The 21,380-nt window shown below is 63.1% G+C and carries 20 protein-coding genes and 1 riboswitch; of the genes, 11 read left to right on the plus strand and 9 right to left on the minus strand.

All coding sequences use genetic code 11. The features are described from left to right. Positions 1-253 precede the first annotated feature (253 nt). The 10 genes from cpaB (at position 254) to NKI32_RS06700 (ending at position 10,435) form a co-directional block, all read left to right on the plus strand. Entirely contained in the window at positions 254-1,159 is a 906-nt protein-coding gene (gene cpaB / locus NKI32_RS06655; protein ID WP_023681601.1) for a Flp pilus assembly protein CpaB, read from the plus strand. A 78-nt stretch (positions 1,160-1,237) separates the two neighbouring features. Next, complete coding sequence (locus tag NKI32_RS06660; protein WP_031193121.1) at positions 1,238-2,638, plus strand: type II and III secretion system protein family protein; 1,401 nt, start codon at positions 1,238-1,240, stop codon at positions 2,636-2,638. A 4-nt stretch (positions 2,639-2,642) separates the two neighbouring features. Beyond that, positions 2,643-2,909, plus strand: a complete 267-nt coding sequence (locus NKI32_RS06665; protein WP_023741470.1) for a hypothetical protein — start codon at positions 2,643-2,645, stop codon at positions 2,907-2,909. Positions 2,910-2,953: 44 nt separating this feature from the next. Next, positions 2,954-4,168 (plus strand): CpaE/TadZ family protein, encoded by a 1,215-nt coding sequence (locus tag NKI32_RS06670; RefSeq protein WP_353002327.1) that lies wholly within the window; start codon positions 2,954-2,956, stop codon positions 4,166-4,168. Then, positions 4,165-5,586: a TadA family conjugal transfer-associated ATPase gene (locus tag NKI32_RS06675; RefSeq protein ID WP_023667600.1), complete on the plus strand. Its 1,422-nt coding sequence runs from the start codon at positions 4,165-4,167 to the stop codon at positions 5,584-5,586. Before NKI32_RS06670 ends, NKI32_RS06675 begins: the two co-directional genes overlap by 4 nt. 4 nt (positions 5,587-5,590) lie before the next feature. Further along, the gene (locus NKI32_RS06680) at positions 5,591-6,556 is read left to right on the plus strand and encodes a type II secretion system F family protein (protein ID WP_023688292.1); all 966 of its coding nucleotides are present in this window, start codon (positions 5,591-5,593) and stop codon (positions 6,554-6,556) included. Position 6,557: 1 nt separating this feature from the next. Further along, positions 6,558-7,523 carry a type II secretion system F family protein gene (locus NKI32_RS06685; protein WP_023735308.1) on the plus strand — a complete coding sequence of 322 codons (966 nt, stop codon included), beginning with the start codon at positions 6,558-6,560 and terminating at the stop codon, positions 7,521-7,523. After that, positions 7,454-8,506 (plus strand): PA3715 family protein, encoded by a 1,053-nt coding sequence (locus NKI32_RS06690; protein ID WP_353002329.1) that lies wholly within the window; start codon positions 7,454-7,456, stop codon positions 8,504-8,506. The genes NKI32_RS06685 and NKI32_RS06690 overlap by 70 nt, the downstream gene beginning before the upstream one ends. Positions 8,507-8,639: 133 nt before the next feature. Then, the gene (locus tag NKI32_RS06695) at positions 8,640-9,110 is read left to right on the plus strand and encodes a hypothetical protein (protein ID WP_023667596.1); all 471 of its coding nucleotides are present in this window, start codon (positions 8,640-8,642) and stop codon (positions 9,108-9,110) included. Positions 9,111-9,271: 161 nt separating this feature from the next. After that, a complete protein-coding gene (locus NKI32_RS06700) occupies positions 9,272-10,435 on the plus strand; it encodes a GGDEF domain-containing protein (protein ID WP_023821412.1) in 1,164 nt (387 codons plus the stop codon). A 12-nt stretch (positions 10,436-10,447) separates the two neighbouring features. Here the strand turns inward: NKI32_RS06700 and gcvP are convergent, their stop codons facing one another. The 3 genes from gcvP to gcvT are packed head-to-tail and all read right to left on the minus strand — an operon-like array spanning position 10,448 to position 14,750. Next, positions 10,448-13,258: an aminomethyl-transferring glycine dehydrogenase gene (gene gcvP, locus NKI32_RS06705; RefSeq protein ID WP_353002331.1), complete on the minus strand. Its 2,811-nt coding sequence runs from the start codon at positions 13,256-13,258 to the stop codon at positions 10,448-10,450. A gap of 17 nt (positions 13,259-13,275) precedes the next feature. After that, the gene (gene gcvH / locus NKI32_RS06710) at positions 13,276-13,644 is read right to left on the minus strand and encodes a glycine cleavage system protein GcvH (RefSeq protein WP_023688297.1); all 369 of its coding nucleotides are present in this window, start codon (positions 13,642-13,644) and stop codon (positions 13,276-13,278) included. A gap of 5 nt (positions 13,645-13,649) precedes the next feature. Then, positions 13,650-14,750, minus strand: coding sequence for a glycine cleavage system aminomethyltransferase GcvT (gcvT, locus tag NKI32_RS06715; protein WP_023688298.1), 1,101 nt, complete (start codon positions 14,748-14,750; stop codon positions 13,650-13,652). 149 nt (positions 14,751-14,899) lie between these two features. Continuing rightward, a riboswitch (glycine riboswitch) is annotated at positions 14,900-14,986 on the minus strand. 199 nt (positions 14,987-15,185) lie between these two features. On the opposite strand from gcvT, the gene NKI32_RS06720 reads away from it, so the two are divergent. Beyond that, positions 15,186-16,187, plus strand: coding sequence for a hypothetical protein (locus NKI32_RS06720; protein ID WP_353002332.1), 1,002 nt, complete (start codon positions 15,186-15,188; stop codon positions 16,185-16,187). A 151-nt stretch (positions 16,188-16,338) separates the two neighbouring features. On the opposite strand, the gene NKI32_RS06725 is transcribed toward NKI32_RS06720, so the two are convergent. The 6 genes from NKI32_RS06725 to NKI32_RS06750 form a co-directional block, all read right to left on the minus strand. After that, positions 16,339-17,130: a molybdopterin-binding protein gene (locus NKI32_RS06725; protein ID WP_023681588.1), complete on the minus strand. Its 792-nt coding sequence runs from the start codon at positions 17,128-17,130 to the stop codon at positions 16,339-16,341. A 1-nt stretch (position 17,131) separates the two neighbouring features. Beyond that, positions 17,132-18,007 (minus strand): cytochrome b/b6 domain-containing protein, encoded by an 876-nt coding sequence (locus NKI32_RS06730; RefSeq protein WP_023830644.1) that lies wholly within the window; start codon positions 18,005-18,007, stop codon positions 17,132-17,134. A 136-nt stretch (positions 18,008-18,143) separates the two neighbouring features. Next, complete coding sequence (locus tag NKI32_RS06735) at positions 18,144-18,836, minus strand: DUF1345 domain-containing protein (RefSeq protein WP_353002333.1); 693 nt, start codon at positions 18,834-18,836, stop codon at positions 18,144-18,146. A 21-nt stretch (positions 18,837-18,857) separates the two neighbouring features. Next, the gene (locus NKI32_RS06740) at positions 18,858-19,331 is read right to left on the minus strand and encodes a YaiI/YqxD family protein (RefSeq protein WP_023695438.1); all 474 of its coding nucleotides are present in this window, start codon (positions 19,329-19,331) and stop codon (positions 18,858-18,860) included. 64 nt (positions 19,332-19,395) lie between these two features. Continuing rightward, positions 19,396-19,965: an S-(hydroxymethyl)glutathione synthase gene (gene gfa / locus NKI32_RS06745; RefSeq protein ID WP_352511654.1), complete on the minus strand. Its 570-nt coding sequence runs from the start codon at positions 19,963-19,965 to the stop codon at positions 19,396-19,398. 122 nt (positions 19,966-20,087) lie between these two features. Next, on the minus strand, positions 20,088-21,215 hold the full coding sequence (locus NKI32_RS06750; RefSeq protein ID WP_353002336.1) for an S-(hydroxymethyl)glutathione dehydrogenase/class III alcohol dehydrogenase: 1,128 nt from the start codon (positions 21,213-21,215) through the stop codon (positions 20,088-20,090). Between the last annotated feature and the right edge of the window lie 165 nt (positions 21,216-21,380).

Consider the following 21,380-nt stretch of genomic DNA (forward strand, 5'->3'; position numbering starts at 1 on the left):
GCCATAGAATCCGGTGCCGCGAATCACCCGTCGATACTGCCACGCTTTTCGGCGCCAAGCGACGGAAGTTCCTGTTACGTTCGGGGATTAACCCCTTCTTATCCTAAAACCTTTCGATAACCAAGCCGGCGGAAATAGGTCCGTGCGGAGCCGCTGGGATTCCTGAATCTTTAACAAAGCGGCCTAGCGTCGCCCCAACAAAACAAAAGACCACGAGAGTCAGGGGTTGGTTGTGAGGGGCAAGGCCATAACGATGATTGGCATCGCTGCCGTCTTCGGCGCGATTTCAATCTTTGCCGCGGATTTCTGGGTGAAAAGCCAGGCCAAGGCCGATGCCGAAGAGAAAACGGCGTCGATCCCGGCGCCCGCCGTCCCCAAGGTCGTCTTCAAGACCATCGTGGTGGCCAATGCGCCGCTGCGTTACGGCATGGAGCTTGACCGGGCGCAGCTCAGCGAAATCCCATGGTCCGAGGATTCGGTGCCGCAGGGCGCGTTCACCACAGTCAATGCATTGCTCGCCGAAGGCAGCCGCGTGGTATTGTCGCCGATCGAGATCAACGAGCCGGTGCTGATCAGCAAATTGTCGGGGCCGAACGGCCGCGCGACGCTGTCCAACATGATGACGCCCGGCATGCGGGCGGTGACAATCCGCACCGACGAGATCGCCGGCGTCGGCGGCTTCGTCATGCCGGGCGACCGGGTCGACGTGGTGCTGACACGCGATGCGGGCGAAATCCAGGAAGTGGCCAAGAACGCGCAGGGCGCTGCCGGATCGACCGTTACCTCCGAGATCGTCGTCTCCGACGCCAAGGTGCTGACCGTCGGACAGGGCGCCGACGAGCGCCAGACCACGCCGCAGATCGCCAATTCCGTGACCATCGAGGTGACGACCGAAGGCGCGCAGAAAGTGGCGCTTGCCCGCACCGTCGGCACCTTGTCGCTGTCGCTCCGCTCGGCCGCCGACGGTGGTGCCGCCAAGGACGGCGTCACCACCATCTCGTCCTTCGGCGGATCGGTCGCCTCCGGCGTCCAGGCCGCTGCCGGCGCGCTGTTCACTGCCGCGACCAAGGAGCCTGAGAAGCCGAAATTCAAGACGATCATCGTGACGCGCGGCACGCAGGTCGAAGAATACCAGGTTCCTGCGCGGGACCAGCAATAACTGCCGGTGGGGACCGGGCGAGGGACGGGACAGATGTCGGGACTTCATGCATTTCAGACGACGAAAGGGCTGCGCCCAATGCGGGCGCTTGCGGTGGGGGCTTGCCTTGCCGCGGCCGTAATGCTCGGCCTCAGCGCGCCAGCCAAGGCCGACAACGATATCGTCCATGTCTCGTCGACAACGAATGCGTCGATCAAGGTGGCCAAGGGCAAGCCGAAGACGGTCATGACCAATGCCGCCTTCTACCAGATCGTGATCGGCGATCCGGAGATCGCCAACGTCAATCCGCTGACCGACAAATCCTTCTATGTGCTGGGCAACAATCTCGGCACCACCGGCATCGCGCTGTTCGACGAGAACAAGCAGCTGGTCGGCACCGTCGACATCGAGGTGACGCTGGACACCGACCAGCTGGCCAGCACCATTCGCGCCAGCGTGCCGGACGCCAAGATCAAGGTCGGCTCGGCCAATGGCCGCGTCGTGCTGTCGGGCGAGGCCGATGACGCGGTCGCCGCCGAGAAGGCAAGCAAGATCGCCAGCCGCTTCTCCGGCAATGAAGAAGTGATCAATTCGGTCAACATCTCGTCCTCGCAGCAGGTTCAGCTCAACGTCCGCTTCGTCGAGATCAATCGCCAGGCCGGACAGGATCTCGGCGCCAAATACAGCGCCAATTTTGCTTACGGCATTGGCGGGCGCGACGTCACCATCGAGCCGGGCTCGGTGCCGGGAGCCGGCAATGGCGAGATCATCGGCCGGCTGCTGTCCAACGGCCTGTCGATCGACGTCGCCATCAAGGCCCTAGAGGAACGTGGTCTCGCCCGGCGGCTGGCCGAGCCGAACCTGATCGCCCGTTCGGGCCAGACGGCAAGCTTCCTCGCCGGCGGCGAGTTCCCGATCCCGGTCTCCGAGGACAATGGCAAGATTTCCGTCAGCTACAAGAAATACGGCGTCAGCCTCGACTTCACGCCGACGGTTCTCAAGGACGGGCTGGTCAGCCTCGACATCGCGCCGGAAGTGTCCTCGATCGATGCTTCGGCCTCCTATAATATCGGCAATATCTCGGTGCCGGGCTTTATCGTGCGCCGCGCCAGAACATCGGTCGACCTGAAGAACGGCCAGAGCTTCATGATCGCCGGCCTGCTGCAGTCACAGAACGACATCACCACGTCGCGTCTTCCCGGCCTTGGCAAGCTGCCGGTGCTCGGCTCGCTGTTCTCCTCCAAATCCTATCAGCGGCGCGAGACCGATCTGGTGATCATCGTCACCCCCTATCTGGTCAAGCCGGTCGATCCGTCGAAGAAGCTGCTCGAGCCGACCGACGGCACGCAGCCGGCCAGCAATGTCGACTATTTCCTAAACAACACCGAGGAAGTGAAATCGTCCGACGCCAATCGTGCGGTGGCAATGGCCAGCGGCAGCACGGCACAGCCGGCCGCGGTCACCACCGTCGGGCATTTCCTCGACCTGCCGAAGGATTGAAGCCATGCGCTTGCGACCATGCATCGCCCTGCTGCTCGCCGGCCTCGCCAGCGGCTGCACCAGCGACGACTATATCCGCTCCGAGGGACCGACGATGGCGGCCGGCAACGCACAGGCTGCCAATACGGCCATGCAGATGGTCGATCCCTGGAAATACGGCGTCCAGAACACCAGGCTGCTGGTGCCGGCGCAACGCAGTGAGGCGGCAGTCAACGCCGCCGACCAGGCTGCTGCTGCCAAGGCCGTGCAACCGACAGCGACAACCGATTGATTTGCCCGGTGATTTGACCGGGAATGACCTGACAGGCTGACAAAATGGCAAGCGGCATCAAGACCAAGAAGATCCTGCTGGTGTCCAGCGACCGGACCTTTGCGCAGGATACGCGCACCGCGTTCGCGGCCTCGGAGGTGATCCAGCTTTCGACCGTCGAGAAGAACATTACCGAACTGCGCGGCGAGGTCCAGGAAGCCGATTTCGGCGCGCTCATCGTCGACATGGATGCGGCAAAGCTGGAAGAGATCGAGTCGCTGCAGCGCATCATGCGCCGGCTTGAAGGCCTCGTTCCGGTGGTCGTCGTCACCCAGGAATTCAACGCAGCCGCAGTGCGTATCCTGGTGCAGCTCCAGGTCGCCGATTTCCTGGTCAAGCCGATCACCACCGCCGATCTGGTGCGGTCGGTCGTGCGCGCGCTGCAAGGGCCGGGGCGCGAGGAAAACACAGAGTCGCAGATCTATACCTTCATGCCGGCCGCCGGCGGCGTCGGCACCACGACGCTGGCGCTGCAGACCGCCTTCCAGCTGCATCATTCGGTGACGCGCGGCGCGTCGACCTGCGTGGTCGACCTCAATTTCCAGCAAGGCGCCTGCGCCGAATATCTCGACCTCGAGCCGCGCTTCGACATCACCGAAATCGAGAACCAGCCCGAGCGCCTCGACCGTCAGCTGCTGGATGTGATGCTGTCCAAGCATGCGAGCGGGCTCTGCGTGCTGGCGGCGCCAACGCATCCGTCGGAAATGCGCTCGTTCAAGACCGATGTCGTGGTGCGCATGCTCGATCTCGTTTCGGCCTATTTCGACAACGTCGTCATCGACATGCCGCGCACCTGGTTTCCGTGGACGGAAACGGTGCTGCTCGGCTCCAACAAGCTTTACATCGTCGCCGAAATGACGGTGCCGTGCCTGCGCCATACGCAGCGGCTGATCCAGGCGGTCTACGAGACGGCAGGCAAGGAAGTGAAGCCGAACGTGATCGTCAACCGTTTCGAGCAGAAGATGTTCGACAACGGCATAAAGCAGGCGGATGTCCAGGAAATCCTCGGCGAGCATTTCGTCGGCGGCATCTCCAACAATTACCGGCTTGTGCGTGAAGCGGTCGACCGCGGCGTGCCGCTGCATGAGATCGACCCGAACGCCAATGTCGTCAACGATCTGAAGAGGATCATCCTGCCGGAAGAAGCCGTGGTGACGCCGGAGAAATCGCGCTCGCTGTTCGGCATCGGCAGGGGCCTCCTGAAGAGGAAAGCCGGATGACCAGCCGCTTCTCGACCCTGCAGAACCGTGACGTCCGCGCGCTGAAGCCGGCCGAGGCGGCGCCGGTCGCGCATCACGCCGTGGTCATCCCGACGAACCGCAAGGCCTTGCCGCCGAAGCCGGAGACAACACCGGGAAAAAGCGCCAACAAGGTGCTCGATGCCCGCGTGCGCATCCACCGGCTGCTGCTCGAGGAAATCAACCTGGTCGCGCTGGAGCGCCTGCCCAAGGATGAGATGCGCCGGCAGGTGCAGGAGTTCGTGTCGGAAAAGACCCGCCAGGAGCGTATGGCGATCAACACCGTCGAACTTGAAGCGCTGGTCGATGACATCGTCGATGAGATGGTCGGCCTCGGCCCGCTGGAACCGCTGCTCAAGGACCCCGACATCAATGACATCCTGATCAACGGCCACCAGAACTGCTTCGTCGAAAAACGGGGCAAGCTGCAGCAGGTCCATATCCCGTTCAAGGACGAGGCGCACCTGTTGCGCATCGTCAACAAGATCGTCGCCGCCGTCGGCCGCCGGGTCGACGAATCGCAGCCGATGGTCGATGCCCGCATGCTCGACGGCTCGCGCTTCAACGCCGCCATTCGCCCGGTCGCCGTCGACGGGCCGCTGGTATCGATCCGCAAGTTTTCCAAGAACAAGCTCGGCCTGCACAAGCTGGTCGAGTTCGGCGCCATCACCCAGAATATGGCCGAGGTGCTGGCGGCGGCAGTCCACGCCCGCAAGACGACCATCATCTCGGGCGGCACCGGCACCGGCAAGACGACGATGCTCAACGCATTGTCAGCCTTCATTCCGGAAGACGAACGGTTGATCACCATCGAGGACGCGGCCGAACTGCAGCTGCAGCAGCCGCATGTCGCGCGCATGGAAACGCGCCCCGCCAACATCGAAGGTCATGGCGAGCTGAAGCAGCGCGACCTGGTCAAGAACGCGCTGCGCATGCGCCCTGACCGCGTCATCCTCGGCGAGTGCCGCGGCGAGGAGGCCTTCGACATGCTGCAGGCGATGAACACCGGCCATGAAGGCTCGATGGCGACCATCCACGCCAACACGCCGCGCGACGCCATTTCGCGCCTCGAGCAGATGCTGGGCATGACCGGCATGCCGATGACGGTGCAGTCGATCCGCAGCCAGATCGCCAGCGCGCTCGACCTTATCGTCCAGCTGACGCGACTGTCGGACGGCAAGCGCAAGGTGACCAGCGTCGCCGAGGTGACCGGCATGGAAGGCGACGTCATCCAGATGCAGGAGATATTCCGCTTCGTGCGCACCGGCATGGAAGCCGACGGCAAGATCCTCGGTCACTACGAGGCGACCGGCATTCGCCCGCGTTTCCTCGAGGACCTGCGCAATATGGGCATTGAATTCCCCGGCAAATATTTCGAACCCGGCCGGCCGCAGGAGTAGCCGGGTGTTCGAGAATTTCAGCCCGATCTATGTCGTCTATGCCGCGGCAGCGCTGACCGGCATCATGATCGCCGAAGGCTGCTATCTGCTCTATGCCGGCCGCAGCGACAAGCGCCTGGCTATCAACCGGCGCATGAAGCTGCAGGAAAACAAGATCAGCCAGGAACAGGTGCTGATCCAGCTGCGCAAGGAACGCGGCCTCGATTCCGGCACGTCATTCTTCTCGCCCGACCGTTTTCGCGCCCTGCGCACGCAGTCGGGCATGGTGATGCCCTTGCCGAAATTCCTGACGATGACGACGGGCGTGGCGCTGGCGATGATGCTCGTCGCGCTCTGGTACGGCCTGCCGCTGTTGCTCGCCATTTTGCTGTTTGTGGTGCTGACAGCGCTGCTGCCGGTAATTGTGCTGCGTTCCAAGCGTGCCCGGCGGGTGAAGCGTTTCGGCGTGCAGTTGCCGGAGGCGCTGGAATTGATCACGCGCGGCTTGAAGGCCGGGCATCCGGTTCCGGTGGCGATCTCGATGGTGTCGCGCGAGATGCCCGATCCGATCGGCACCGAATTCGGCGTTATCTCCGACGAGGTGACTTATGGTTCCGACCTGGTTTCGGCGTTGAATTCACTGTTTGATCGCGTCGGCCAGGAGGATCTGCCGCTGTTCGTCACCGCGGTTTCCATTCAGACGAGTTCGGGCGGCAATCTGCGCGAGATCCTCGACGGGCTGTCGACGACGATCCGCGAACGCGGCAAGCTGCGCCGCAAGGTGCGCGCCATTTCGACCGAGGGTCGTATGTCGGCCTATATCCTGACGGCGGTGCCGGCGCTGCTGTTCGCCGCCATCATGGTGATGATGCCGCAATTTTATCAAAGCGTCTGGGATGTGCCGAAGACCTGGTATCTGCTGGGCGGTTCGGTGACATGGCTGATGCTGGGCAACATCATCATGTTCAAGATGTCGAACTTCCGGTTCTGAGATGGAGCAGCTGATCCAGTTTCTTGCCTCGCTGGCGCCGACGTCGCTGATGCCGGTAGCCGCGATGCTGCTGGCATTGGGCGGCAGCGCGGTGGCATGGCCGCTGGTAGTGGCCAAAGGCGACCGCAACGATCTCAAGCGCCGGCTCAAGATCGACGACAGCAAGACTCCCCAACAGGCCGAGGTGGCGCCGAAGAAGAACCAGAGCGTCGTGCGCGAGAAGGCGGTGAAGCGGGCGCAGGAATTCTACGCCAAGAGCGATCCGGAAAATGTCGCCCGGCTGCGTATGAAGCTGATCCAGGCGGGCTATATGGAGCCGCGCGCGGTCGGCACATTCTTCCTGATCCGCTTCGCCTGCCTGGTGGGCGCAGCGATCGGCGCGTTCCTGGTCAACCATTGGATGGGCAGCGCCGATTCCACCGCGACCAGCCGCTGGACCTTCATCATCCTGTCGGGAGCCGCCGGCTATTTCGTGCCCGGCCTGGTGCTCAGCCAAAAGGTGCGGGAAAAGATGCGCGAATACCGCAACGGCTTTCCCGACTTCATGGATTTGATGATCGTCTGCTCCGATGCCGGCATGAGCATGGAGGCCGGCATCGAGCGCGTCTCGAAGGAACTGGCCAAGACCTATCCGTCGCTGAGCCAGAATCTGCAGCTGGTGTCGCTGGAACTCAGGGCCGGCCGCAGCCTCGACGATGCATTGAAGGCGCTCGCCGACCGCCTCAGCCTGGACGAGGTGCGCTCCTTCGCCACGCTCTTGCAGCAGTCGAAGGAACTCGGCACCAGCCTCGCCGGGGCGCTGCGCGTGTTCTCTGACGAAATGCGCCACAAGCGCATGTCGTTGGCCGAGGAGAAGGCACATGCCTTGCCGGCCAAGATGTCGGTGCCGGTGGTGGTGTGCATCCTGCCGGTGGTGCTGATGATCGCCGTCATCCCGATCATCGTCAAAATGACGGCGGTTCAGTAGATACCAAGGCAGTAGATACCAAGTGGCCGCCCGGCGGCTTTCTGCGGTTACTCACTTCAACTACGCTTCGCCTGGATGTCATATCCGGCCGGTTTGGCCGCTCTCCTTCGGCAAAATCCGCAAAAAGCAAAATGAGTGAGCCGTCCATGCGAATAGTCTTGTGCACCGCCTTCCTCGGCCTCGCCGCGGCCAGTCTGTCGCCGGCGTCGGCCGCGGCCGACGATTGCGGCGACGCTGCCGCTCTGGTGCAGCAGGCATATCCCAAGGCCCAAAAGAGTGCCGATGGCGCCTCCTTCACGCTCGAACCTCATACCAGCATCGCCCAGACGCTTTGGGATGGCGATGCGCCATTCGGCGTGGTCTGCAAGATCTGGCCCGCCCATGACGACCTGTTGTTGGTCGCCGTGCCGCTGATCGACAGCTCCCAATCCAGCGACGACGGGCATGTCGGCGATGTCGAGCTTCTGGTCGTCGACAGGAAGTCCCGGCAGGTGCGCCAGCGCCTGCTCCAGCCCGGGCTGATGACCGATGATGCCGTCGGCATCCGCGAGATCGACTTCGATACCGGGCGCTACAGATTGGCGCCCGATGTCGGCGCCTTCGGCCTGCGCATCGACATGGCAAACCATTCGCAGCCGAATCCTTTCAGTGAAACCGACCTGCGGCTCTATGCCCTTGACGGCGGTGCTCTGCGCCTGGTGCTCGACGGCATCATCGTGGCCGGCTTTGGCGGCGAAGGCGACACCAATTGCGCAGGATCCTTTCAATCCAACCGGGTCAGCCTGGCGATGAGCCCGGCGAGACATCACGGCTATCACGACATCACAGTGTTCGAGCGGTTGGACACCGACAATCCGTCTGTCGACAAGAATGGCGAGTGCCAGTCCCATCCCGGCAGGTCCATGAAACGAACCTACCGGCTGCGCTACGACGGCAGGCGCTATCAGTTTCCGGCGGGGCTCAAGGCGCTGGAGCCGGAATAGGCTTCGGTTGGTTAATGGCTTCTGTGCCCGAAACCAAATTTTAGGCGCGTTTCCGCACTGAAGTTTAATCGCCCTGTTGTAGCCTGCTTCCTCAGAGAACGACCCGGTAAATCGGGCGATTGGGGCCAGGGGCATGCGTCACAGAAGTTTCACGGCAATGGCCGCGCTAGCGGCCGTCTTGATGGTCGGCGGCTGCACGACCGACAACGTCGACAAAACCAAGACCACATCGATCCAACCGGTGGCAAAAGACGTCAGCACCTCCGACCTTGCGCAAGGCAAGGCGCAGTTCCGCGAGGCCAATTACGGCCTTGCCGAACAGCATTTCCGCAAGGCCGTGGAACTGAAGGCCGACAGTGCCGAGGGATGGATGGGGCTTGCCGCCTCCTATGACGAACTCGGCCGCTTCGACTTCGCCGACCGCGCCTACGACCAGCTTTTGAAGGTTGCCGGGCGCAAGCCGCAGATTGTCAACAATATGGGCTATTCGCAGCTGCTGCGCGGCAACAAGAAGAAGGCGAGAGCGCTGCTCATGGAAGCAAGGGCCGGCATGGCCGACCCGAGCGTGATCAACGCCAATCTGGCGCTGCTCAACAAGGGCTGAGACTAGGGACACTCGCGTGCCGAGCTTCCCGGGACGGCAGTCGACGCTTTGTAAACCCTGTCGGCAGGTTGCTTTGAAAACCGGCCGAAAACGGTATCTCCGGCCGGTTGCATGCCTATGATGCGCCACAAATCGAAGATCCCAAAGGTTGCCGCTCATCCATGCTGGATTTCAGTTCGCTATTGCTGGCGGCTGCGCTGTCGGGCACATGCCTGAGCGTCACCATGTTTGTGATCTGGTTCACGGCGCCGCGTGCACGCTTCGTGCTGACGGTTGCGTGCGGTATTCTCGTCCTTGTGGCCCACGTCATCGTCTTCTGGCGCTACACGAGGGAGCCCAGTCCGTTGCTTTGTCAGGCAGCGTTGGCGCTGCTCAGCCTCGGTTTCCTGGCGCTTTCACTTTCGGCCATGCAATATCTTGGTGTGCGCAATTACAGCCGCGCTGTCCTGCCGGCCATGCTCGCGATCGCTGTCTGCGCCGGCGTGACCTATCTCGGTTTCGATGGTGTCGGCTTCATCCTCACCTATACGACGGTAACAGTGCTGCTCGCCTCGATCGGGGTGATGTTCTGGATCAAGGGCGGTCAGGATCGCGGCATTCTGCTGGTCGTTTCGGCGCTAAGCGGCGTCTGCGGCGTATCCTTCGGGCTCTGCGGCGCCGTGCTTCTGGTCAAGGGCCATTGGGTGCTCGGCGTCGCACCCGACAATTGGGCCGAGCGGTTGAATTCGGTCGTGGCGGTCGCCTGCATGACGGCTCTCGGCGCGCTGACGCTGTCGCTGCATCATCTGCAGGCACAGATCGAACTGAAGGCCGAGACCCTGACCGACCCGTTGACCGGTCTGATGAACCGGCGGGCTTTGAACTCGCTCTATCGCGAGCGCGTCTTCGGCCCGTTCATGTCGGTCGCCATGTTCGACCTCGACCACTTCAAGCGAACCAACGATGTCTATGGCCATCCCGTCGGCGATCGGGTGCTCTGCCGTTTCGCCGCAGTCATCAAGAAGTATGACAGGGTTGGCGTCGACGCCTTCCGGCTGGGCGGCGAGGAGTTCGCGTTGGTCATGTCTCGGATGACCGAAGACAAGGCCTACGATTTCGCCAGCAGGATCGGCGTCGCCTTCGGCACGGAAGTGGTGCCGACGCCGCGCGGGCCGTTGCGCAGCAGCGTCAGCGGCGGCATTGGCTTTGGCAAGGAAGACGGCAGCAGCCTGGATGAAGTGCTGGCCGAGGCCGACCGGGCGCTCTACGCGGCCAAGAACGCCGGGCGAAATCGCGTGCTTGTCCTCAACGGCAAAGCCGACGGACCGGCCCTGCGCTCAGCCTGACAGGCCAGAGTGTTATTCGGCGGCGCCGAGATATTCCGACAGCGGCGGGCAGGAGCAGACGAGGTTGCGGTCGCCGGCGACATTGTCGATGCGCGAGACCGGCGGCCAGTATTTGGCCGCTGTATCGACATCGCCGGCGGGGTAGGCCGCTTCCAGCCGCGAATAGGGGTGGGTCCACTGGCCGGCAAGGGTTTCGGCCGCCGTGTGCGGGGCATTGACCAGCGGGTTGTCCTCGAGCGGCCATTCACCCTTCGCCACTTTCGCTGCCTCGCCGGCAATGGCGATCATCGCCTCGCAGAACCGGTCGAGTTCGCGCTTGGGCTCGGATTCGGTCGGCTCGACCATCAGCGTGCCGGCGACAGGGAACGACATGGTCGGCGCGTGAAAACCGTAATCGATCAGCCGCTTGGCGATATCGTCGACGCTGATGCCAGCGCTCTCCTTGAGCACGCGCGTGTCGAGGATGCATTCATGCGCGATGCGATCGTGCCTGCCTTTGTAGAGAAGCGGGAAGTGCGGCGCGAGCCGCGTCGCCACATAATTGGCCGAGATGATCGCCGTCTCCGTCGCCTGCTTCAGGCCGGCGGCGCCCATCATGCGGATGTACATCCAGGTGATCGGCAGGATGGAAGCGCTGCCGAACGGGGCAGCGGACACGGCATGCGCCGAATCTTCGGTGACATGACCCGGCAGATAGGGTTTCAGATGCGCCCTGACGCCGATCGGACCGACGCCCGGACCGCCGCCGCCATGCGGGATGCAGAAGGTCTTGTGCAGGTTCATGTGGCAGACATCGGCGCCGATATCCGCGGGCCGCGCCAGGGCGACCAGCGCGTTAAGGTTGGCGCCGTCGAAATAGACCTGGCCGCCATGTTCGTGGATGAGAGCGCACAGGTGGCGCGCGCCTTCCTCGTAGACGCCGTGCGTCGAGGGATAGGTGAACATCAGGGCTGCGAGATTCTTCGAATGCTCGTTGGCCTTGGCCCGCATATCGTCCATGTCGATATTGCCGTCCTCCAGGCAACGCACGACGACGACGCTCATGCCGGCCATCGCCGCACTCGCGGGATTGGTGCCATGCGCGGACTGGGGGATCAGGCAGATGGTGCGATGGCCTTCGCCACGCGAACGGTGATAGGCGCGGATGGCGAGCAGGCCGGCATATTCGCCTTGGCTGCCGGCATTGGGCTGCAGGCTGACGGCGTCGAAGCCGGTGATCTCCGCCAGCCAGCCTTCCAGCTCGCCGACCATGGCGCGATAGCCGGCCGAATGGCTGGCCGGCGCGAAGGGATGGAGGTTGGCGACAACAGGCCAGCTGACCGGCATCATTTCGGCCGCCGCGTTGAGCTTCATGGTGCAGGAGCCCAGCGGGATCATGGTGCGGTCGAGCGCCAAATCCTTGTCGGCTAGCCTGCGCAGCAGGCGCATCATGTCGGTCTCGGAGTGGTTTTCGCGGAAAACCGGCTGGGTCAGAAACTCCTTGCCGCGCGGCTTGCCGGGCATCGCGCCGGCCTCAGTAGCGCCGGACTTGGCGCCGAACAGGGCGGCGATAGCCTCGAGATCCGCCTCGGTCGAGGTTTCGTCGAAGGCGATGCTGATGCGGTCGGCATCGATGACGCGCAGCAGCCGGCCACCTTTTTCAGCGGCAGCGGCGATCGAAGCTGCCTTGCCCTTCACTTCGGCCGTTGCCGTGTCGAAACGGCTTGAGCCGAGCACGGAAACACCGGCGGTTTTCAGGCCTGCTGCGAGGCGGTTGGCAAGCTCATGGATGCGCCCTGCGATCGCCTGCAAACCAGTGGGGCCGTGCCAGATCGCGTAGGCCGTCGCCATGTTGGCAAGCAGCGCCTGCGCGGTGCAGATGTTGGAGGTCGCCTTGTCGCGGCGGATGTGCTGTTCGCGCGTCTGCAGGGCGAGGCGATAGCCGGGACGGCCCTTGCTGTCGATCGACTGGCCGACGAGGCGGCCGGGCATCAGCCGGGTCAGCTTGTCGGAGACGGCGCAATAGGCGGCGTGCGGGCCGCCAAAGCCCATCGGCACGCCAAAGCGCTGCATCGGGCCGACGGCGATGTCGGCGCCAAGCCTGGCCGGCGCTTCGGTCAGCGTGAGCGCAAGCGGATCGGCGATGAAGACGACCACGGCGCCGGTGGCGCGAGCCTTCTCGATCGCCGCCTTGTGGTCGCCATAGACGCCAAACGTGTCCGGCCAGGAGACCAGCAGGGCGGCGGTGTTGTCGTCGATGGTCTCGCCATCGATCTCGATGCCGAGCGGCTCGGCGCGGGTGCGCACGACGTCCAGCGTCTGCGGATGCGGCGTGCCGGCTAGCGCCACCTTGGTGCGCTTGTCGCGATGATGGCGCAGCGCGATGCCGACCGCTTCGGCCACCGCCGTCGCTTCGTCGAGCAGGGAAGCCGAAGCCACCGGCAGGCCGGTCAATTCGGTGACCAGGGTCTGGAAGTTGAACAGCATTTCCAGGCGGCCCTGGCTGATCTCGGCCTGGTAGGGCGTATAGGCGGTGTACCAGGCCGGGTTCTCGAACAGGTTGCGCTGAATGACCGGCGGCACATGGACGCCGTGATAGCCGGCGCCGATGAAGCTCTTCAGCACCCTGTTTCTTGCCATGGTCGCAGCCAATTCGGCCAGCGCTTCGGCTTCGCTGGCCGGCGCGGGAAGGGCCAGCGGCAGATCGAGGCGGATCGACTGCGGCACAGCCTGGCTGATCAGCGTCTCGACGGAGGGAACGCCGATCACGGCAAGCATGGCTCTGACGTCGTTTACATCAGGACCGATGTGGCGGGCCGAGAAGGGGGTAAGTGCTGCGCTCATGGCAATAGGTCCTGATGTCAACCGATATGGGCTTTGTAGGCGGCCTCATCCATGAGGCCTGCGAGTTGGCCTTCGTCGGCGAGCTTCATCTTCCACAGCCAGCCGTCGCCGGTCGCAGCGGAGTTGACCAGCGACGGGTCCGAGGACAGCGCGCCGTTGGCGTCGGTGATCTCGCCATCAACCGGCGCATAAACATCGGATGCCGCCTTGACGGATTCGACGACCACGGCGGTGTCGCCCTTACTGAGTTTGGTGCCGATTTGAGGCAGTTCGACGAAGACGAGATCGCCAAGCTGTTCCTGCGCATAGTCGGTTATCCCGACGGTGGCGATGCCTCCCTCGACGCTCAGCCATTCGTGATCTTGTGTGAAATAGGTTTTTGCCATCGGAATTATCCTTTGCGGTAGCGATGAGGAGTGAAGGGCAAGGAACTGATATCGACCGGGATTTTCGTCCCGCGAACGTCGGCGAACAGTTTCGTGCCCGGCTTGGCCAAGGCCGTTGACACATAGCCCATGGCGACGGGATGGCCGGCCGACGGGCCGAAGCCGCCTGATGTCACGTAGCCGGTCGGATCGCCGTCGGCATCGAACAAAGCAGCGCCGGCGCGCACCGGCTGGCGGCCGTCCGGCTTCAGGCCGACGCGCTTTTGCGACGGCCCGCGCTCCAGGATGGACCGCAGCGCATCGGCGCCGATGAAGGACCCGCCGGCGCGGAGATCTTTGGGGATCGCCCACATCAGGCCGGCACTCGCCGGATCGATCTCCGGCGTGATGTCCTGGCCGTGCAGGCACAGGCCGGCCTCCAACCGCAGCGAGTCGCGGGCAGCAAGGCCGATCCACAACACACGCTCGTCCTCGAGCAGTTTCGTGACCAGAGCGCGCGCATCCGCCTCCGGCAGGCCGATCTCGAAGCCGTCCTCGCCGGTGTAGCCGGAGCGGCTCATGAACCAGTTTTGCTTCGGCTCGATGCCATGCATGAACAAGAGTGAGCCGGTCTCGATGCCGGCGCGGGACAAGGCAGCCCAGGCTTCCGGCCCCTGGATCGCCAGGAAGACGCGGTCGAGCGCATCGACTTTGACGTCGAAGTCCGCGGCCAGCGCACGCAAATGCTTCTCGTCCTCGACCGCATTTCCGGCGTTGGCGACCACCATGAAGCGCTCGGCGCCGAGCCGGGTGACGATCAGATCGTCGATGATCCCGGCGGCCTCGTTGAGGAAGAAACTATATTTGGACTGTGAAATCTCAAGCGCGCCGGCATCGAGCGGACTGGCGCGGTTGAGCAGTGCCGCAGCGCCCGGTCCGCTGACAGCGAACAGCTTCATATGCGAAATGTCGAACAGGCCGGCATGTTCGCGGGTGTGAAGGTGCTCCTTCATCACGCCGGCCGGATAGGTCAGCGGCATCGACCAGCCCGCAAAGGCGCCAAAGCGTGCGCCGGCGGCGGTGTGCAGATCTTCGAGAGGAAGGTGTTTGGTGTCGTCGCCCGTCATGTCATCTCCAGAGTCGCACGCAATCGGCCGCTGCTGGCGACCAGTCCGTGCCCCTCTGTCTGAAGCCTGAGAGACTCGCGCAACCGGAACTCTGTCGGCGACGCTTACACCTTCGGCGCGGGGGCAAGCCCCGACTTTCCAGAGTGTCTTTCCCGTCTACGGTTCTTTTGCCTGAGAGATTTCGGGCGATTTCCCCTTCGGCGGCAGCTCGCGCTGCTCTCTCCCGCAAACAGGTAGGACTCAAAACTTAAGCCCTCGACGCGCCATCCATAGCTTGTCGGCGACACCTTGTCACCTGCCAGCGACACGTAAAGCGCGTCGTCTTTACAGTCTTCGCTAGCCACGCCGTTTGCCGGTTTTTCAAGACAATGGCGATATTCTGGGCTGACGGTTTGGCCGGCAATTGCGTTGGGCACGGCGGATGGGGATTGACAGATGGGCGAACGGATCGGGAGCGCGCCGGTGGCGGGGCTGGCCTCGAAGGACCGCATCACGGCGGAAGATGTCGTCATGCTGCGTCGCGAAGTGTTCGCCGACGGCGTGGTGACGCGCGGCGAGGCTGAAGCACTGTTCGCGCTCGATGCGACAGCGACGGACAAATGCCCGCAATGGCCTGAATTCTTCGTCGAGGCCGTTACCGACTACATCGTCCACCAGGAAAAGCCGGCAGGCTATATCTCTGAAGACAATGCCGGTTGGCTGATCCAGACCATCTCGCGCGACGGAATGGTCGACAGTGTGACCGAACTGGAGCTGCTGGCGCATGTGCTGGAAAGGGCGAAATCATCGCCCGGCCGGCTCTCCGCCTATGCGCTCGAGCAGGTCGCCAACGCGGTGGTCGACGGCAAGGGACCACTGATGCTCGGCGGCGCGCTGGTTCCCGGGCTGGTCGCCAAGGCAGAGGTCGATCTGTTGCGCCGCATTCTCCATGCCTATGGCGGCGACGGTAACATCGCCATCACACGGGTTGAGGCCGAGGTGCTGTTCCAGATCAACGAGCAGACCGCAGCGGCCCACAACGACCCGTCCTGGAACGACCTGTTCGTCAAGGCGCTCGCCAATTTCGTCATGTGTTCGGCCGGCTACGAAGCGCCGACGCGCGATGTGGCGCTGCGTCGTGACAGTTTCTTGGACCAGGCCGAGCCCGAAATTGGTGGCTTCTTCAGCCGCATGGTGTCGGGCGGACTGGCCGGCATCATGGAAGCCTATCGTTCGCCCGGCGATATCGAGGCCGAATGGGAGTCGAAGAACCGTGCCGCCGAGGCACTCGCGCGCCGCGCCGAGACGATCGACGCCAGCGAGGCGAAATGGCTGGCCGATCGCATCGGCACCGACCGCCCGCTGCGTGACAATGAACGCGCGCTGCTGACGCTGATCAAACTCGCCTCGCCGGAGATACATCCGGCGCTCAAGCCACTGCTCGACAAGGTTGCTTAAGCCGCGCCGTTTTCTGCGACCGTTTTGCAGAGGACGATATTGGAGTGTCTTCAGGCCAATCGCCAAGTTCGGCCACGCGCTCGAAACCGGCTTCCTCAGGCAAGCTCGGTTCGGTCGGAGTCAGATCGTGCTCGGTCAGAATGCGAGGCCATCAAATCCCGCCATACCAGTCATAGCCATTGTCTTCCCAATAGCCGCCGCGGCCGCCGCCGATATTGGCAAAACTGTCGACGAGCTCGATCTTGTAGAGATACTTCGGCATCTTGTAGCCGAGCTGTCGTTCGACGCGCACGCGCAGCGGCGCGCCGTTTTCGACCGGCAGCGGCTTCCCGTTGAGGCCGTAGGCGAGGATCGTCTGCGGGTGGCGGGCATCGATCAGGTCGATGGTGCCGTAATATTTGATTTCCCCGGAGAGGCTGCGATCGATCGTATCGAGGCAGTGGAACATGACATAGCGGGCCTGCGGCTTGACCACAGCCTGGTCGAGCACCAGCGACAGCGGGGTGCCGGTCCATTTGGCGATGCAGCTCCAGCCTTCGACACAGTCGTGGCGGGTGATCTGCGTGCGGCTCGGCATGTTCTCCAACTGCTCGCGGCTGAGCGACAGCGGCTTTTCGACCAGGCCCGTTACCTCCAGCCGCCAGTCGGCGAAATTGTTGGCGAGCAGGCCCTTGTAGGTGTCATCGTCGGGCGCGGTGACGCCGTTCGGCCGCTGCGGCTGGCGGATGTCGGCCTCGGTGAATTCCGGCGCCAGAGCATCGCGGCCGGCAAGCCAGCGTTGCGCGCGGTAGGTCAGGCCATTGGCGTTTTCGAGGAAACTGCGCAGGCCGTCGCCCATGCCGAGCTGGCTGTCGAAGGCATCGCAGCCCGACAACATGATGCCGGAAACGCCGAGGCCGGCGCCCGTCAGGAACTTTCGGCGGCTGATCTGGAATTTGGCCATCTCACGCACTCCTCTCGGTGTCGCCATGCCTTGGCGGATCGGTGCGGTACCAGCCGGTGATGATCGAGCGCAGTTCGTTGATCGGGCCGGCGGCGAGGATCATCATTATGTGGACGATGAAAAAGCCGACCAGCAGCACCATCACCGTGAAATGGATGGTGCGCGCCGTCTGCCTTCCGCCGAGCAGTTCGTTGAGCCAGGGCAGCACCGAGTTCATGCTCGGCGACATGGCAAGGCCGGTGATGATCATGAGTGGCAACAGCACGAACAGTACGCCGCCATAGGCCATTTTCTGCAGCGTGTTGTATTCGCGTGTGTGGTGGAACCTGAGCTTGGCGTGCTCGATGATGTCCTGCGGCAGCCGCTTGAGATCGTCAAGGCGCGGCGCCAGATCGCGGCGCAGATGGCCGTTGACCAGGCTGGCGACCAGCCAGACGACCAAGGTGGTTGTCAGTATCCAGGCGAAGAAGAAATGCACAACGCGGGCGGTGCCGAGATCGTAATAGGACGGGATTGTCGCCCAGGACGGGAAGGCACGCGACGTTTGCTGCCGGGCCGGGCCCGACCAGCCGAGCACGCCTGTGGTGTCGAAGCGATGGCCGAAGATTTCGGTATAGCCGCGCGGGCCGGTGGCGGTGTTTTCGGCGCCGATGGCAAAGACGGTGTTGTTGTACTCGAAGCCGGATTGCTTGCCGATGTAGAGCTGCGGCCGGGCATTGAAGATCTGCAGGCCGGACAAAAGCAAGAAGAACAGCGAGATCGCCCACAGCCAGTGCGTCAGGCGGGTCCAGCGCGATTGCCGGTAGATCAGCGTCGCATCCTTCGTTGAGGCGGCATCGACGCCTGCGCCGGGCTGACTCATGGTAATGGTTTCCATCTTTTCCTCGCCTCCGGCTGCGCGATCCTGGGATGGCCGCGCTCGTCCTTGTCCTCCCAATACGTCGCTATCGAAAGCGATGTTTCATGCGGTCACGTTTTTATTACGGGCACGGGTTTATCGCGGGCACGGATACTCAATTGCCGAGGCTCACCGCGAGATTGACGACGGCGGCGACGATGACGGCGTTGAAGAAGAACGACAGGATCGAATGGACAAGCACCACGCGGCGCATATGCGAGGTCGTGATCGCGGTGTCGGCGGTCTGCGCGGTCATGCCGATCACCGTCGCGAAATAGAGAAAGTCCCAACCGTCCGGCCGTTTGCTGCCGGGAAAATCGAGGCCGCCGACCGGTATCTTCTTCTTGGTTTCGGCATCGATCGCGTCGCCGTCCATCCAGTAGACATGCGCATAGTGGAGGGCGGCCATGGCATGGATGGTGAACCAGCCAAGCGGGATCGACAGCATGGCGAAGCCGAGTTCGATGGGGTCGCGATCCTTGTGATTGATCAAAAGGAACAGCAGGACAATGGCCATGGCGACGATGCCGAGCGTGATGGCAAAGATGCCCAGCACTGGGAGGTCCAGTTCGCGCGCGTTCTTGCTGAGATAGCGGCCGGACAGCAGCGGCATCTTGGCGATGACGAGCGCGATGAAGACGACGAAGAACGCATCGGCGGCAATCGAAATCGAATAAGCAAGCCGCGTGGAGAGGGGGAGCGATCCAATCAAAGGCAATACCGCGGCAAATACGACCAGACCGACGGCTAGCGACACAAAGAACTGCTTGTGCCGCTGCAACGGGTTATTCGGCGATGTGTCGGCCATAGCCCGACCTCGGATGATGCTTCACGTCTGGTCGGGTGTGACGGATTTCAGAGCCCGCCGCAAGATACGGTCGAGCTCACCCAGGAAACGCGAGCGATCCTGTGGCGCAAAGCTGGCATTGTAGCCCTTGCTCTCGCCGGTTTCGCGCAGATGCTGCTTCAAATCGCGCATTGCAACCGCCATGCCGATGGTCTCCGGCGTGAATGGGCGTCCGGTCGGCCCGAGCACATGGGCGCCGAGCGCGACTGTGCGGGCGGCAAGCGGGATGTCGGCTGTGATCACGATGTCGTTGGGTTTTGCGTTCTCGACGATCCAATCGTCAGCGGCATCGGCGCTTTTAGAGACGACGACGTTGCGGATCATAGGATCGCGCGACGGACGCAGCCCGCCATTGGAGACGTAGGTGACGACCACGCCATGGCGCTCGGCGACCTTCTCGACCTCGGCTTTCACCGGGCAGGCGTCGGCGTCGACGTAGATGGCGGGTGCGGGCATTATCTCTCCAAAACGGACATGGGGCCGGCATGTTACCCGGCCCCATGCCAGAAATCTCGTACTGTCAGGCCGGCAGCGCGCCCGACTTCTTCGCCGTCCAGGTGGCGATGTAATCCATCAGGCCGGGGTTGAGACAGTCATAGGGCTCGAGGCCCATCGACTTCAACTGGCCGCGGATGCCGTCCATGCGCTTGGGTTCGACACCGGATTCGATGATCGACGAAACGAAAGCGGTGAAGCCCGGCGGTGACCAGCCGTCTTCCTGGAAGCGCTCGGGATGGATGAAGGACAGACCCTTGAACGGATGGTCGCGCTCGACCGGGCCGTGCATGTGGACGCCGCAACCGGTGCAGGCATGGCGCTGGATCAATGCTGTCGGATCGACCACCTTCAGCTTGTCGCCATTCTCGGTGACGGTGACGTCGCCGGTGCCGGCGACCGCCACGACCGAGAACACCGCGCCGTCCGGTTTCCAGCATTTGGTGCAGCCGCAGGCGTGGTTGTGGGCGATCTGGCCCTTGACCGTCACCTTCACCGGCTTGCTGGTGCAGGCGCAGACCAGCGTGCCGCCGGCAAAGCTTGCGCTCTCCTTTGGCAAGCCATTGTCGATTTTGGGATGCAGTTTCTCAGGCATTGTCTTCCTCCCTTGTTGAACCTGTGCAACTTCGGTCGCTGGCCCTTCGGTCGGCGGCTTGTTCTTCCTCCGTTTGGTGTGCGATCGGACGCAAAACCGGGCGCCACTTTTGCTGATCGCATTTAGTAAACGACGACGCTCCTGATCGACTTGCCCTCATGCATGAGGTCGAAGCCCTTGTTGATGTCCTCAAGCTTCAGCAAATGGGTGATCATCGGGTCGATCTGGATCTTGCCGTCCATGTACCAGTCGACGATTTTCGGCACGTCGGTGCGGCCGCGAGCGCCGCCGAAGGCGGTGCCCATCCAGGTGCGGCCGGTGACCAGCTGGAACGGCCGGGTCGAAATCTCCTGGCCGGCGCCGGCCACGCCGATGACGACCGACTTGCCCCAGCCGCGATGCGAGGCTTCCAGCGCCTGGCGCATCACCTTGGTGTTGCCGGTGCAGTCGAATGTGTAGTCGGCGCCGCCGATCTGGTCGGCGCCGCGCTTGGTCAAGTTGACGAGGTGAGGAACGATGTCGCCGTCGATCTCCTTCGGGTTGACGAAATGCGTCATGCCGAAGCGCTCGCCCCATGCCTTCTTGTCGTTGTTGAGGTCGACACCGATGATCATGTCGGCGCCGGCGAGCTTCAGGCCCTGGATGACGTTGAGGCCGATGCCACCGAGACCAAAGACGACAGCAGTCGCGCCTTGCTCGACCTTGGCGGTGTTGATGACCGCGCCGATGCCGGTGGTAACGCCGCAGCCGATGTAGCAGATCTTGTCGAAGGGCGCGTCCGGGTTGACCTTGGCGAGCGCGATCTCGGGCAGCACGGTGAAGTTCGAGAAGGTCGAGCAGCCCATATAATGGAAGATCTTGTCCTTGCCGATCGAGAAGCGCGAGGAGCCATCGGGCATCAAGCCCTGGCCCTGGGTGGCGCGGATGGCGGTGCACAAATTGGTCTTGCGCGACAGGCAGGACGGGCACTGCCGGCATTCCGGCGTGTAAAGCGGGATGACGTGGTCGCCCTTCTTGACCGAGGTGACGCCCTTGCCGACATCGACGACAACGCCGGCCCCTTCATGGCCGAGGATTGCCGGAAACAGGCCTTCGGGATCGGCGCCCGACAAAGTGAACTCGTCGGTGTGGCAGATGCCGGTCGCCTTGATCTCGACCAGCACCTCGCCTTCGCGCGGTCCGTCGAGGTCGACCTCCATGATTTCCAACGGCTTTCCGGCGGCGACAGCGACAGCGGCGCGGGTTTTCATCAGGCAATTCCTCCCAAGGCGATTGGTCTTCAGGCTTTCAGGGTTTTTATACTGTTTCAACCCGATTTGGCGACCAAATATGGCGCAAATCTTGGCCCAGTCGTCGGCGAGCCCAACCTTCGCCCCTCGGCACGGGCCTGGCGGGCCGGGAGTGTCTTGATGGGT

The organism is Mesorhizobium sp. M0761, from assembly GCF_040320205.1.
Classification (GTDB): Bacteria; Pseudomonadota; Alphaproteobacteria; order Rhizobiales; family Rhizobiaceae; genus Mesorhizobium.